Origin of the sequence: uncultured Sphingomonas sp. (assembly GCF_964243315.1) — a bacterium.
In the GTDB taxonomy this organism is placed as follows: domain Bacteria; phylum Pseudomonadota; class Alphaproteobacteria; order Sphingomonadales; family Sphingomonadaceae; genus Sphingomonas.
Genome location: NZ_CAXTEM010000005.1, coordinates 76,605 through 89,750 on the forward strand (window position 1 = coordinate 76,605; position 13,146 = coordinate 89,750).

General features: G+C 67.5%; 13 protein-coding genes. 9 read left to right on the forward strand and 4 right to left on the reverse strand.

Features of this window, described 5'->3' with window-relative positions:
• The first annotated feature begins 11 nt into the window (after positions 1–11).
• Together prfB and ACFE77_RS03020 are read left to right on the forward strand one after the other, a co-directional pair.
• Positions 12–1,139, forward strand: a complete 1,128-nt coding sequence (prfB, locus tag ACFE77_RS03015; protein ID WP_375420147.1) for a peptide chain release factor 2 — start codon at positions 12–14, stop codon at positions 1,137–1,139.
• 77 nt (positions 1,140–1,216) lie between these two features.
• A complete protein-coding gene (locus ACFE77_RS03020; protein ID WP_375420181.1) occupies positions 1,217–1,939 on the forward strand; it encodes a class I SAM-dependent methyltransferase in 723 nt (240 codons plus the stop codon).
• 142 nt (positions 1,940–2,081) lie between these two features.
• On the opposite strand, the gene ACFE77_RS03025 is transcribed toward ACFE77_RS03020, so the two are convergent.
• Positions 2,082–2,471 (reverse strand): JAB domain-containing protein, encoded by a 390-nt coding sequence (locus tag ACFE77_RS03025; RefSeq protein ID WP_375420148.1) that lies wholly within the window; start codon positions 2,469–2,471, stop codon positions 2,082–2,084.
• A gap of 138 nt (positions 2,472–2,609) precedes the next feature.
• Here ACFE77_RS03025 and thyA point away from each other — a divergent pair, with 138 nt between their 5' ends.
• From thyA to ACFE77_RS03055, 6 genes are all read left to right on the forward strand, one after another.
• Entirely contained in the window at positions 2,610–3,548 is a 939-nt protein-coding gene (gene thyA, locus ACFE77_RS03030) for a thymidylate synthase (protein WP_375420149.1), read from the forward strand.
• Positions 3,549–3,551: 3 nt separating this feature from the next.
• On the forward strand, positions 3,552–4,016 hold the full coding sequence (locus ACFE77_RS03035; protein WP_375420150.1) for a dihydrofolate reductase: 465 nt from the start codon (positions 3,552–3,554) through the stop codon (positions 4,014–4,016).
• A 226-nt stretch (positions 4,017–4,242) separates the two neighbouring features.
• Positions 4,243–5,178, forward strand: coding sequence for a bifunctional riboflavin kinase/FAD synthetase (locus tag ACFE77_RS03040; protein WP_375420151.1), 936 nt, complete (start codon positions 4,243–4,245; stop codon positions 5,176–5,178).
• Positions 5,175–8,015, forward strand: coding sequence for an isoleucine--tRNA ligase (ileS, locus tag ACFE77_RS03045; protein WP_375420152.1), 2,841 nt, complete (start codon positions 5,175–5,177; stop codon positions 8,013–8,015). Before ACFE77_RS03040 ends, ileS begins: the two co-directional genes overlap by 4 nt.
• A complete protein-coding gene (gene lspA / locus ACFE77_RS03050; protein ID WP_375420153.1) occupies positions 8,008–8,517 on the forward strand; it encodes a signal peptidase II in 510 nt (169 codons plus the stop codon). Before ileS ends, lspA begins: the two co-directional genes overlap by 8 nt.
• Positions 8,510–8,926, forward strand: coding sequence for a DUF3035 domain-containing protein (locus ACFE77_RS03055; RefSeq protein WP_375420154.1), 417 nt, complete (start codon positions 8,510–8,512; stop codon positions 8,924–8,926). The genes lspA and ACFE77_RS03055 overlap by 8 nt, the downstream gene beginning before the upstream one ends.
• A 120-nt stretch (positions 8,927–9,046) precedes the next feature.
• Here ACFE77_RS03055 and metC read toward each other — a convergent pair whose 3' ends face one another.
• Genes metC through ACFE77_RS03070 form a run of 3 tightly spaced genes read right to left on the reverse strand, consistent with a single transcriptional unit; the run spans position 9,047 to position 12,669 of the window.
• On the reverse strand, positions 9,047–10,246 hold the full coding sequence (metC, locus tag ACFE77_RS03060) for a cystathionine beta-lyase (protein WP_375420155.1): 1,200 nt from the start codon (positions 10,244–10,246) through the stop codon (positions 9,047–9,049).
• Positions 10,243–11,082 carry a 3-mercaptopyruvate sulfurtransferase gene (gene sseA, locus ACFE77_RS03065; RefSeq protein WP_375420156.1) on the reverse strand — a complete coding sequence of 280 codons (840 nt, stop codon included), beginning with the start codon at positions 11,080–11,082 and terminating at the stop codon, positions 10,243–10,245. The genes metC and sseA overlap by 4 nt, the downstream gene beginning before the upstream one ends.
• Positions 11,083–11,106: 24 nt before the next feature.
• Positions 11,107–12,669: a cryptochrome/photolyase family protein gene (locus ACFE77_RS03070; protein ID WP_375420157.1), complete on the reverse strand. Its 1,563-nt coding sequence runs from the start codon at positions 12,667–12,669 to the stop codon at positions 11,107–11,109.
• A gap of 19 nt (positions 12,670–12,688) precedes the next feature.
• Between ACFE77_RS03070 and queF the strand changes: the two genes are divergently transcribed.
• A complete protein-coding gene (queF, locus tag ACFE77_RS03075; protein WP_375420158.1) occupies positions 12,689–13,135 on the forward strand; it encodes a preQ(1) synthase in 447 nt (148 codons plus the stop codon).
• Positions 13,136–13,146: the final 11 nt, after the last annotated feature.

The window sequence follows — 13,146 nt, forward strand, 5'->3', positions numbered from 1 at the left end:
GGAGAAATATCATGCGCGCCGAAGCGCAGGCTCATGTCGACACGATCAACGAGGCGCTGGCGTTGCTGCGTCGCTTCCTCGACTGGGATCGTGCGCTTCGCCGTCTCGACGAACTCAACGCGCGGGTCGAGGACCAGGCGTTGTGGAACGACCCCAAGGCCGCGCAGGAGGTGATGCGCGAACGCCGTCGCCTCGACGAGGCGATCGGCGCGACCCGCGCGATCCAGGCCGAGCTCGACGACACGGTCGAGCTGATCGAGATGGCCGAGGCGGAAGGCGACACGCAGATGGAGGCGGACGGGGTGGAGAGCCTCGCCGCGCTCGCCAAGCGGGCCGACCACGACAAGGTCCAGGCATTGCTCGCGGGCGAGGCGGACGGCAACGACACCTATGTCGAGGTCAATGCGGGCGCAGGCGGGACCGAGAGCCAGGATTGGGCAGGGATGCTACAGCGCATGTACACGCGCTGGGCGGAGCGTCGCGGCATGAAGGTCGAGCTGATCGACCAGCATTCGGGCGAGCAGGCCGGGATCAAATCGGCGACGCTGCTGCTGAAGGGCGAGAACGCGTACGGGTTCGCCAAGACCGAGAGCGGGGTTCACCGGCTGGTCCGGATCAGCCCGTACGACAGCGCGGCGCGGCGCCACACCTCGTTCGCGAGCGTGTGGGTGTATCCGGTCGTCGACGACAATATCGACGTCCAGTATAACGAGAGCGACCTGCGGATCGATACCTACCGTGCCTCCGGCGCGGGCGGGCAGCACATCAACACCACCGATTCGGCGGTGCGGATCACCCATATCCCGACGGGTATCGTGGTGCAGTGCCAAAACCAGCGATCGCAGCACAAGAACAAGGCGGAAGCGTACAACCAGCTCCGCGCGCGGCTCTACGAACGCGAGCTGCAGATCCGCGAGCAGGCCGCTAACGCCGAGAATGCGGCGAAGACCGACATCGGCTGGGGGCACCAGATCCGCAGCTATGTCCTGCAGCCGTACCAGATGGTGAAGGACCTCCGCACCGGCGTGACCTCCACCGCGCCGAGCGACGTGCTGGACGGCGATCTCGACCCATTCATGGCGGCGGCGCTGTCGCAGCGGGTGACGGGCGAGGCGGTCGATGTGGAGGACGTGGATTGATCGTGACCGGCGGCCCGGCGGCGACCGACCCCGCACCGCGGCGGGCGGATCGTGGCCGTGCGCTGGCCCGGGGGAGTATGCGCGGGCTGCTGATCGCGGGCGTGCTGATGGCGGCGGCGTGCGACGGGTCCAAGCCGCTGATCAAGCGCGAGCCCGAGCGGCCGGGCCCGTTCCCGGTGCCCGATCGGCCGGTCGCGCATATCGTCTCGTCGCGCTGGTCGAACGAGGAGGCACGCGACCGCCTCAACGAGGCGGACGAGGTGATGGACAAGGCCGGGATCACTTCGGGCATGACTGTCGCCGATATCGGGGCGGGCGAGGGCTATTACACGATCCGCGCGGCGGCGCGGGTCGGCAAGGAAGGCCGGGTGCTCGCCGAGGACATCGTCGCGCAGGTCCGCGACACGCTGGCGGACCGGGTCGCACGCGAGCGGCTGGAGAATGTCAGCGTACGGCTGGGTCAACCGTCCGACCCGCGGCTGCCGCCGGCTAGCTTCGATCGCATCCTGATGGTCCACATGTACCACGAGATCGAGCAGCCTTACGAGTTCCTGTGGCGGATGCGCCCGTCGCTGAAGCCCGACGGGCTGGTGGTGGTGGTCGACGCCAACCGCATGACTCGCAACCACGGGACGCCGCCCGCGCTGCTAAAATGCGAATTCGCAGCGGTCGGGTATCGGCAGGAGTCGATCACCGACATGCCGTCGGCCGGCGGATACCTTGCGACCTTCAAGGCGGTCGGCCCGCGACCGGAGCCGCAGGCGATCAAGCCGTGTCGGGTGGGGACGCCGGGGCGGTAGAGGTCGGTGCCGGCCTAGCTTGCTCCGTCATCCTCGCGAAGGCGGGGATCCAGACTGGCGAGCGTATCGGCTGACATACTGCGGCCAGCCAGTATGGGTCCCCGCCTGCGCGGGGATGACGTAGGAGGGGTGGGTATTCCCCTCACAACAGCCCCCGCTCGCGCAGGCTGACGGTCGTGTCGCCGCCGAGGATGAGGTGATCCACCAGCACCACGTCGATCGCGCCTAGTGTCGTGGCGAGGCGGCGAGTGAAGGCGAGGTCGGCGGGGCTGGGGGAGGCGTCGCCGCCCGGGTGACCATGCACCAGCACCGCCGCGACCGCGTCGAAGGCGAGCGCATCGCGGACGATGTGACGGATCGACGGGGCCACGTATCGCGTGCGGCCGGTAAAATGAGTCGCGCCGAGAAGCCTCCATTCCGGATCAAGATAGCCGACCACCGCCAGCTCTACCGCACTGTCGGCGATCGACGCGAAGTGGCGCGCGACCGCGTCGGCGTCGCGCAGCACGATCGGATGCTTCGGTGATTGCATGAGATCGTTTGCATGGGCGTGGCGGATCGCGCTTCATCAAGCCGGTCCGTTCCTGCGGGATCGTGACCGGCGTTGTCTTTGCCCCGCGGTCGCGGCAGAGCGTCGCCAGAGCGCCGGGGCGCTACGGGGGAGTCGCGCATGGCCGCCGAGCCGCATTACGAGCAGCAATATCTGGACCTGCTGCGCGACGTCTGGGGTCATGGCGACGAGCGGGTCGATCGCACCGGCGTCGGCACGCGGTCGCTGTTCGGGCCGACGTTGCGCTTTTCGCTGGCGGACGATGCGATCCCGCTGCTCACCACCAAGCGCGTTGCATGGAAAACCGCGGCGCGCGAGATGCTGTGGTTCCTGACCGGCGACACCAACATCCGCGCGCTCGTCGAGCAGAAGGTGCATATCTGGACCGACTGGCCGCTCGCCCGCTATCGCGCCGAGACCGGGGATGCGATCGAGCGCGATGCGTTCGAGCAGCGGGTGATCGAGGACGCGGCTTTCGCGGCGCGCTGGGGCGATCTCGGCCCGGTCTATGGCAAGCAATGGGTCGATTGGCCGCGCTACGTGCCGGTCGAGGGCAGCGACGGGCTATACCGCAAGGCCGAGCGCGGGATCGACCAGATCAGCGCGCTGGTTCACGGGCTGCGAACCAATCCGGGATCGCGCCGGCATCTGTTCACCGGGTGGAACGTCGCCGAACTCGACGGGATGGCGCTGCCGCCGTGTCACATGACCTATCAGTTTCATGTCGCGGGCGGGAAGCTGTCGGGGATGCTGTGGCAGCGGTCGTGCGATCTCGGGCTGGGCTTCGCGTTCAACGCATTTTCGGCGGCGCTGCTGGTGCGGATGCTGGCGCAGCAATGCGATCTCGAGCCGGGCGATCTGGTGTGGAGCGGCGGCGACGCGCACATCTACCTGAACCACGCGCACCTCGTGACCGAGCAGTTGGCGCGGACACCGCGCGGCGCGCCGAAGCTGCGGATCGGGCGGCGTCCGGAATCGATGTTCGATTACCGGATCGATGATTTCACGGTCGAGGATTATGATCCTCATCCGGCGATCTCGGCTCCGGTGGCGGTCTAGGCGATGATCGTCTTCTACCTCGCACGCGCGGACAATGGGGTGATCGGGCGTGACGGCCGGCTGCCGTGGCACCTTCCTGCCGATCTGAAGCGGTTCAAGGCGATGACGATGGGCACGCCGATGGTGATGGGCCGCAAGACCTTTGAGAGTTTCCCGAGCCCGTTGCCAGGGCGGCGCCACATCGTGCTGACGCGCGATCGCGGCTGGTCGGCGCCCGGCGCGGAGGTGGTGCATTCGCCAGAGGAGGCGCTGGCGAGCGCCGGCGACGAGGTGGCGGTGATCGGGGGAGCGGAGGTGTTTGCGCTGTTTCTCGAGTCCGCGGACCGGATCGAACTGACCGAAGTGCATGCGTCGCCCGCGGGGGATGCGGTGGTGCCGGGGTTCGCGGGTTGGCGCGAGGTGGCGCGTGAGGATCATGCCGCGGAGGGGGAGCGGCCGGGGTATAGTTTCGTGCGGTTGGAGCGGTAGGGCGCGCGTCCACCTAACTTCGTCATTTACCTAACTCCGTCATTCCCGCGAAGGCGGGAATCCAGACTGGCGAAGGTTCGTGGCTGAGTCGCAGAGGCTTGCCAGTATGGATCCCCGCCTGCGCGGGGATGACGAAGATTAGGGAGCGGAACCTCGTCCGCCACTATCCGACGCGACCCCTCTCACCGCTGGCGCCGCGGCGGGTGGGCCCGTATAGGCGCAGCGCATGGAGCGGCTAGACGGCAGCTCGGCGGTGCCGTCGCGGCTGGCGGGGGGGATCGTCGCGCTCGGCAATTTCGATGGATTTCACCTCGGTCATCAGGCGGTGGTCGGCCGTGCGGTGGCGCGTGCGAAGGCGGAGGGGCGTCCGGCGCTGGTCGCGACGTTCGATCCGCATCCGGTGCGGCTGTTCAGGCCGGAGACGCCGCCGTTCAGGCTGACGACGCTCGATCAGCGGGAGCGGCTGTTCGCGGCGGCGGGCGCGGACGCGATGGTGGTGTTCGGGTTCGACGCGGCGTTGGCGGCGCTGACCGCGGAGGCGTTCGTCGACGAACGGCTGGTCGGCGCGCTGCGTGTCGGTGGGGTGGTGACCGGCGAGGACTTCACCTTCGGCAAGGGCAAGGCGGGCAACGCGGCGATGCTGGCCGCGCGCGGCGAGGCGCTGGGGTTCGCCGCGGAAACCGTCGGCGCGGTGTCGCTCGACGGTGAGCCGGTATCGTCGAGCCGGATCCGCGATGCGCTGCGCCGCGGCGATCTCGCCACTGCGACGACGCTGCTGACGCGGCCGTTCGCGATCCGGGGCACGGTCCAGCATGGCGATAAGGTCGGGCGGACGATCGGCTATCCGACCGCCAATATCGATCTCGGCAGCTATCTGCGACCGGCCTACGGCATCTATGCGGTGACCGGGCGGCTCGATGACGGGACGGTGCTGCAGGGTGCAGCGAACCTCGGCATCCGGCCGAGCTTCAATCCGCCCAAGGAACTGCTCGAACCCTATTTCTTCGACTTCTCGGGCGATCTCTACGGCCGCGACATCGAGGTCGCGCTGATCGAGTATCTGCGGCCCGAGGCCAAGTTCGAGTCGCTCGATGACCTGATCCGCCAGATGGACATCGATTGCGCGAAGGCCAAGGCGGTTCTAAGCGCGCGGAACGCATGACCGAAGCACCAGATTATCGCGACACCGTCTTCCTGCCGAAGACCGAGTTTCCCATGAAGGCCGGGCTCGCCGCCAAGGAGCCGGCGATCCTGGAGCGGTGGGCGCGGCTCGGCGTCTACGACCGGTTGCGCGAACGGCGCGCGGGGCGCGAGCGCTTCATCCTCCACGACGGCCCGCCCTATGCCAATGGCGACATCCATATGGGCCATGCGATGAACAAGGTGCTGAAGGACATCATCGTCCGCAGCCAATCGCTGATGGGCAAGGACGCGCCCTACGTACCCGGCTGGGACTGCCATGGCCTGCCGATCGAGTGGAAGGTCGAGGAAGCGTACCGAGCCAAGAAGCTCAACAAGGACGAGGTGCCGGTTCCGCAGTTCCGCGCCGAATGCCGCGCCTATGCCGAGAAATGGGTCGGGGTACAGCGCGTGCAGTTCGAGCGGCTGGGCGTGATGGGCGACTGGGCCGACCCGTACCTGACGATGAACTACGACGCCGAGGCGACGATCGTCGGCGAGCTGTTAAAGTTCGCTGAGACCGGGCAGCTCTATCGCGGCGCCAAGCCGGTGATGTGGTCGCCGGTCGAGAAGACCGCGCTGGCCGAGGCGGAGGTCGAGTATGAGGACATCGTCTCGACCCAGATCGACGTCGCGTTCGAGATCGTGGAGGCGCCTCACGCGCCCGAACTGGTCGGCGCGCATGCGGTGATCTGGACGACGACGCCGTGGACGATACCGGTGAACCAGGCTTTGGCCTATGGGCCGGAGATCGAGTATCGGCTTTGCCGCAAGCGGGATGATGACGGTCGCCAGTACCTTATTGCGCTAGAGTTGCTTGGTTCTGCAGGCGGACGGGTTGGATCCGAATATGTGCCGATGCAGGCGGTGCTTGGTTCGAAGCTCCGCGATGCCACCGCGCGCCACCCGATGCATGCGCTCGGCGGCTTCTTCGCCAAGCCGCGACCTTTCCTGGCGGGCGATTTCGTCACGACCGATGCGGGTACGGGACTCGTCCACATGGCGCCCGACCACGGCGAGGACGATTTCCTGCTGTGCAAGGCGCATGGGCTGGAGCCGGTGTTCGCGGTCGATGGCGCGGGCATGTACCGCGCGGACTGGGCGTGGCTCGGCGGGCAGGGCAGCGTGATCAACAAGAAGTTCGTGAGCGCGGACGGCCCGATCTGCACCGATCTGCGCGCGGCGGGCGCGTTGCTGGCCGCGTCGGACGATTTCAAGCATAGCTATCCGCACAGCTGGCGGTCGAAGGCCAAGGTGATCTTCCGCGCGACGCCGCAGTGGTTCATCCCGATGGACCAGCCCGATCGTACCCCGATCGGCGACGCGGTGCCCGATGCGGGGATGGCGCTGTTCGGCAACGGGGTGACCCCGGCGATGGAGCTCGGCAACGGGCCGACGTTGCGCGAGACCGCGCTCGACGCGATCGAGCGGACCAAGTGGATCCCGGCGCGGTCGCAGAACAGGATCCGGTCGATGGTCGAGGGGCGGCCCGACTGGGTGATCAGCCGGCAGCGCGCCTGGGGCGTGCCGATCGCGCTCTATGTCGATCGCAAGACCGGGCAGTATCTGAACGACGGATCGGTGAACGACCGCATCGTCGCGGCGTTTCGCGCGGGCGGCGCGGACGCGTGGTTCGGCGCGGATCACCAGGCGCTGCTCGGCGACCGCTATCGCGCCGAGGATTACGAGGTGGTGCAGGACATCCTCGACGTGTGGTTCGATTCGGGGTGCACGCATGTGTTCACGGTCGAGGCGCGCTATGGCGACGGGGTCCGCGCGAACCTGTATCTCGAAGGCTCCGACCAACATCGCGGCTGGTTCCAGTCGTCGCTGCTCGAGGCGAGCGGAACGCGCGGGCGCGCGCCGTACGACGCGGTGCTGACCCACGGCTTCGCGCTCGACGGGCAGGGGCGCAAGATGTCGAAGAGCCTTGGCAACGTCGTCGATCCGCTCAAGATCATCCAGGAATCGGGTGCCGACATCCTGCGCATGTGGGTGGCGTCGACCGATTATTTCGACGACGTGAAGATCGGCAAGGAGGTGCTCGGCACCGCGTCGGACGCCTATCGCAAGCTGCGCAACACGTTCCGCTACCTGCTCGGCGCGCTTGACGGGTACACCGAGGACGAGCGGGTCGCGGTGGCGGACATGCCCGAGCTGGAGCGGTACGTGCTGCATCTGCTCGGCACGCTGGATGTGGACCTGCGCGAGGCGGCGACCGGGTATGAGTTCAACCGCTATCTGCGGCTGCTGACCGATTTCGCGAACGAGGACCTGTCGGCGTTCTTCTTCGATGTCCGCAAGGACTGCCTCTATTGCGATGCGCCGACCGACCTGAAGCGGCGCGCGTATCGGACGGTGCTCGACCTGCTGTTCCACGCGCTGGTGCGGTATGCGGCGCCGATCCTGTGCTTCACCGCCGAGGAGGTGTGGCAATCGCGCTTCCCGAGCGAGGACGGATCGGTACATTACCTCGAATGGCCGGAGCTGCCGGCGTTGCCGGGCGACGAGGCGGTCGGCAGCAACTGGGCGGACGTGCGCCGGCTGCGCGAACAGGTGACCGAGGCTATCGAGCCGCTGCGTCGCGAGAAGACGGTGCGGTCGAGCCTGGAGGCCGAGGTGTCGGTGCCGACGCTGCCGCTCGATGCGGATGCGCTGGCGGAGGCATTCATCGTCGCGCGCGTTGGCGAAGGATCGGACGGGGTCGCAGTGACGCGCACCGCTTACCTGAAGTGCGGGCGGTGCTGGCGGCATCTGCCCGAGGTCGCAAGCGACGGCGCGCTGTGCGACCGGTGCACGGGGGTGGTGTCGAATGGCTAAGCTCCCCCGCAGCGGCGTGATCGCTGCCGTCACGGTGTTCGTCGCCGATCAGGCGAGCAAATATGCGATCACCGACGTGCTCGGGCTCAACGAACTGAGCGCCGAGCGGGTGATTGCGCCGATCTTTGCGTTGCGCTTCGTCGCCAATCGCGGCGTGTCGCTGGGGCTGCTGCACGCCGATACCGATATGATGCGGTGGGGGCTGGTGGCGATGACCGCGGTGATCGCGACGTTGGTGGCGGTGTGGATGACCCGCGAGCGCAACCGGCAGGACCGGATCGCGCTGGGCCTGATCCTGGGCGGGGCGATCGGCAACATCCTCGACCGGGTGCGGTTCGGCTATGTGGTCGATTTCGCGGACCTGCACTTCGGTGACTGGCGGCCGTTCCTGGTGTTCAACGTCGCGGACGCCGCGATTACGATCGGCGTGCTGGTGCTGCTTGTCCGCGCGCTGCTGATGCGCGACAAGCGCGATGAAGTTTCGGAGAATTCCCATGCGTAACTATGTTCCGATCGCCGCGGGGCTCGCCTGTGCGGTGCTGCTCGCGGGCTGCGGCAAGAGCGGCTACGACCGCGCCCGCCCCGACGAATTCGCGGTTGCGCGCCAGGCGCCGTTGGTGATCCCGCCCGATTTCTCGCTGGTGCCGCCGCAGCCCGGCGCGGCGCGGCCGCAGGACAGTGCGACCCAGCAGCAGACGCTCGACGCGCTGTTCGGTGGGCCGGCGCCACGCAGCGCCGCCGAGTCGGCAGCGGTCGCGCAGGCGGGGGGAAGCTCGGCCGATCCGGGGATCCGCTCGTCGGTGGCCGATCCGCAGACGACGGTAGTCGACAAGGGGTCGACCACGCGCGACATCGTCGCGGCGCCGGAGGGTGACGGCCAGGACGCACGGGCGAGTGCGACTGCGCCGTAAGAACTGATGCAAGCCCCTCCCCTTCAGGGGAGGGGTTGAAGGTGGGGGCTCTTCCCGGACCCCACCGCTCGTGGAGAGGCCCCACCCCCGGCCCCTCCCCTGAAGGGGAGGGGGGATTAGCTACCCCCGCACCTCGCGGAACGCGGCCAGGCCGCGGTCGAGGTCGGCGATCAGGTCGTCGACGTCCTCCAAGCCGATCTGCAGTCTCACCATCGGGCCGGGGTCGTCGCGGCGGGTGGCGGTGCGGTGACGTTGGGGGTCTACCGGGATGGCGAGGCTTTCGAAGCCGCCCCAGCTATAGCCGATGCCGAACAGATCGAGCGTGTCGATGAAGGCGGCGCGAGCGGCTTCGTCGCCGCCGGCGAAGGCGAACGAGAACAGGCCGGTCGCGCCCTTGAAGTCGCGCAGGAAGATGTCGTGGCCGGGGCAGGACGGCAGCGCCGGGTGGAGGACGCTGGCGATCTCCGGCCGGTCGGCGAGCCATTGGGCGATCGTCAGCGCGCTGGTGCGGTGATGGGCGAGACGGACTGCCATCGTCCGCAGGCCACGGCTACCGAGCCAGGCGTCGTCGGGGCTGGTGACCTGCCCTAGCTGGAAGCTGGTATCGCGCAGGCGCGCAAAGTGGCCAGGAGCCGCGGTCACCGATCCGAGCATTACGTCGGAATGGCCGACGATGTATTTCGTGCAGGCGAGGATCGACAGGTCGACGCCGTGCGCGATCGCGGGGAAGCAGAGCGGGGTCGCCCAGGTGTTGTCGAGCAGCGTGACGACGCCGCGTGCCTTTGCCGCGACGACGATCGCGGGAACGTCCTGAACCTCGAAGGTGAGGCTGCCGGGGCTTTCCATGAAGATCGCGCGGGTGTTCTCGCCGATCAGCTCGGCAATGCCGGCGCCGATCATCGGGTCGTAATAGCGCGTGACGATCCCGAGCCGCGCGAGCAGGCCGGTCGCCATCGACCGGGTCGGGTCATAGGCGCTGTCGACCAGCAGCAGCTCATCCCCGGGTGACAACACCGACAGCAACGCCGCGGCGATCGCGGCGACGCCCGAGGGGTAGAGGAACGTCCCCTCGGCGCCCGGCTCGAGGCTGGTCAGCGCATCCGCGAGCGACCACTGGGTCGGGGTGCCCTTGCGACCGTAGAACAGCCGGTGGTGCGGATCGCGCTTCGATCCAGCGCGAAGATCCGCGACCGAGTCGTAGAGGATCGTCGAAGCGCGCCAGACCGGTGCACTGACGATCCCCTGGGTCCATTCCGAGCGCCGACCGGCGGTGACGACGCGGGTGGCGTCGGCCATCGGCCGGTCGGTCGGGTCGCTCATGCGGCGCCCATCGCCTTGGGCGTCGAGCGATCGGCGCCCCATTCGGACCAGCTGCCGTCGTACAGCGCGGCGTCCTTGCCGAGCAGGTGCAGGCCGAAAGCGAGGGTCGAGGCGGTGATGCCCGAGCCGCAGGTCAGCGCGATCGGCTTGTCGACGTCGATGCCCGTGCCTTCGAAGGCCGTGCGCAGCGCGTCGCCCTGTTTCCACGTACCGTCTTCGTTGAAGATGCGATCATAGGGCAGGTTGCGCGAGCCGGGGATGTGGCCGGCATGAGTCGCGGGGCGCGGATCGGGTTCCTCGCCGGTGAAGCGCGCTTTGGAGCGGGCATCGAGCACCTGTTCGGCGCCGGTGTCGATGTTGGCCTTCATCTGCTCGAGCGTGCGGACGCCCTTGTCGTCGGCCCAGACGGTGAAGTGGCGGTGGCGAAGCTGTTCCTTGCCGCTCGCGGTCTCGCGGCCCTCGGCCTGCCATTTGGCGAGCCCGCCGTCGAGTATCGCGACGTCGTGCGCGCCGAAGGTGCGGAGCATCCACCACGCGCGCGCCGATGTGTGCCAGGGTGAGCTGTCGTAGAGCACGATGCGGCTGCCATCTCCGAGCCCGAGCGACTGCATACGGCTCGCGAACTTCTCCGCTGACGGCAGCATCATCGGCAGGTCGGTATCGGTGTCGCGCAGCTCGGCGAGGTTCATGAACACCGCGCCGGGGATGTGCGCCGCCTCATACTCGGCGGCCGCATCGCGCCCCGCATCGGCAGCGAGATAGGTCGCATCGACGATGCGGAGGTCGCTTGCCCCCAATTCGCTGGCCAGCCATTCGGTCGTCACGAGCGCTTCCATGGTCTTCTCCTTCGACTTTCCCGATCAGTAGCCAGCGTCGCCGCTGGCGTCGAGGGAGGCGAGGAAGGTTGCGGCTTGCGCGCGGATGCGGCCGCGCTCGTCGGGATCGGTCTTCGCCCAGGTACGGTAGGGCATCGCAAGGCGACGGTTGTTGCCGAGCTTGTCCTCGTGGCGCGCCAGGAAATCCCAGTAGAGCGAGTTGAACGGGCAGGCATCGGGTCCGGTGCGTTGCTTGACGTCATAGCGGCACGAGCCGCAATAATCCGACATCTTGTTGATGTACGCGCCCGACGAGACATAGGGTTTCGAGCCGAGCAGCCCGCCGTCGGCGAACTGGCTCATGCCGAGCGTGTTGGGCAGCTCCACCCATTCATACGCGTCGGTGTAGACCTCCAGATACCAGATGTGCACCTGGCGCGGGTCGGCCCCGATCAGCAGCGCGAAATTGCCTGTGATCATCAGCCGCTGGATATGATGCGCATAGGCGTGGCGGAGCGTGCCGCCGATGGTGTCGGCGAGGCAGTGCATGTCGGTCTCGCCGGTCCAGTACCAGCCCGGCAGGTTGCGGTGATGATCGAGGAAGTTGCGTTCGACGTAATCGGGACCTTCGCGCCAGTAGATCCCGCGCATATATTCGCGCCAGCCGATGATCTGGCGGATATAGCCCTCGGCGCAGTTCAGCGGCACCTTGCCCACCTCGTATCGCGCGGCGACTTCGTGACAGAGCGCGATCGGATCGAGCAGCCCGCAATTGATGTAGGGCGACAGGATCGAGTGGTACAGCCACGGCTCGCCCGTCACCATCGCGTCCTGATAGTCGCCGAAGCGTGGCAGCGCGTGGTCGAGAAACTGCTTCTGCTGGCGTAGCGCGTCGTCGCGGGTGGCCGCAAAGTCGAACGGCTCGAGATCGCCGGGATGATCGGCGAAACGATCGGCGACGAGGGCGAGCACGTCGCGGGTGACCTCGTCGGACGCGAATGACAGCGGGCGCGGCATCAGCAGATCGGCCTGCGCGGGCTTGCGATTGTCCTGGTCGTAGTTCCACTGGCCGCCGACAGGCTTGCCCTTCGCGTCCATCAGCAGACCGGTACGCTGGCGCATCGCGCGGTAGAAATACTCCATCGTCAGTTGTTTGCGGCCGCCGGCCCAGGCTTCGAAGTCCGCGTGACTGGCGAGGAAGCGGTCGTCACGCAGGATGTCGACGGGGATGCCGAACAAGGTTTCCCAGCTGTCGAGCATCGCGCGCACCCGCCACTCGCCCGCTTCGGTGACGATGATGCGATCAGGCGCGTGGCGCGACACCGCGCGTGCGATCTCGCCGGTGAAGCTGCCGCTGTTGTCGGGATCGTCGAAGGCGACATAGTCGACCGTCCAGCCGAGTGTGCGCAACGCGATCGCATGGTGCCGCATCGCCGCGAAGAGGAACGCGATCTTCTTCTTGTGGTGGCGGACATAGGTCGTCTCGTCGGCGACCTCCATCATCAGCACGACCGTAGCGACGGGATCCGCAGCGGCGAGCGATGCCAGGCCGATCGTCAGCTGGTCGCCCAGCACGGGGACGAGAACGCGCGTTTTATTCTGAGCCATCGCATCCTACATGCGCGCCATGACCCCGACACATCTAGGCCAGTCCAGCACGCTTCCCGCCTCTCCAGAAGCGGCGATCCTCAATTATGTTCCGAACCCACGGTTGGGACGAACGTATCTGGTGCGGTTTGCGGTGCCCGAATTCACTTCGCTCTGCCCCGTCACCGGCCAGCCCGATTTCGCGCATCTGGTGATCGACTATGTCCCCGGCGAGACGATCGTCGAGTCCAAGTCGCTGAAGCTGTTCCTCGGTTCGTTCCGCAATCACGCGGCGTTCCACGAGGATTGCACCGTCGGCATCGGCGAGCGGCTGGTCGCCGAGATGCGGCCGCAATGGCTGCGGATCGGCGGCTATTGGTATCCGCGCGGCGGCATACCGATCGACGTGTTCTGGCAGAGCGGGGCGCCGCCTGCGGATCTTTGGCTGCCCGACCAGGGAGTTGCGCCCTACCGCGGTAGGGGCTGATCTACTAACGT

Bases quoted from the DNA above. Each gene is read 5' to 3' on its own strand.
- prfB (WP_375420147.1), top strand. From the start codon at position 12: ATGCGCGCCGAAGCGCAGGCTCATGTCGACACGATCAACGAGGCGCTG.
- ACFE77_RS03020 (WP_375420181.1), top strand. From the start codon at position 1,217: ATGCGCGGGCTGCTGATCGCGGGCGTGCTGATGGCGGCGGCGTGCGAC.
- ACFE77_RS03025 (WP_375420148.1), bottom strand. From the start codon at position 2,471: ATGCAATCACCGAAGCATCCGATCGTGCTGCGCGACGCCGACGCGGTC.
- thyA (WP_375420149.1), top strand. From the start codon at position 2,610: ATGGCCGCCGAGCCGCATTACGAGCAGCAATATCTGGACCTGCTGCGC.
- ACFE77_RS03035 (WP_375420150.1), top strand. From the start codon at position 3,552: ATGATCGTCTTCTACCTCGCACGCGCGGACAATGGGGTGATCGGGCGT.
- ACFE77_RS03040 (WP_375420151.1), top strand. From the start codon at position 4,243: ATGGAGCGGCTAGACGGCAGCTCGGCGGTGCCGTCGCGGCTGGCGGGG.
- ileS (WP_375420152.1), top strand. From the start codon at position 5,175: ATGACCGAAGCACCAGATTATCGCGACACCGTCTTCCTGCCGAAGACC.
- lspA (WP_375420153.1), top strand. From the start codon at position 8,008: ATGGCTAAGCTCCCCCGCAGCGGCGTGATCGCTGCCGTCACGGTGTTC.
- ACFE77_RS03055 (WP_375420154.1), top strand. From the start codon at position 8,510: ATGCGTAACTATGTTCCGATCGCCGCGGGGCTCGCCTGTGCGGTGCTG.
- metC (WP_375420155.1), bottom strand. From the start codon at position 10,246: ATGAGCGACCCGACCGACCGGCCGATGGCCGACGCCACCCGCGTCGTC.
- sseA (WP_375420156.1), bottom strand. From the start codon at position 11,082: ATGGAAGCGCTCGTGACGACCGAATGGCTGGCCAGCGAATTGGGGGCA.
- ACFE77_RS03070 (WP_375420157.1), bottom strand. From the start codon at position 12,669: ATGGCTCAGAATAAAACGCGCGTTCTCGTCCCCGTGCTGGGCGACCAG.
- queF (WP_375420158.1), top strand. From the start codon at position 12,689: ATGACCCCGACACATCTAGGCCAGTCCAGCACGCTTCCCGCCTCTCCA.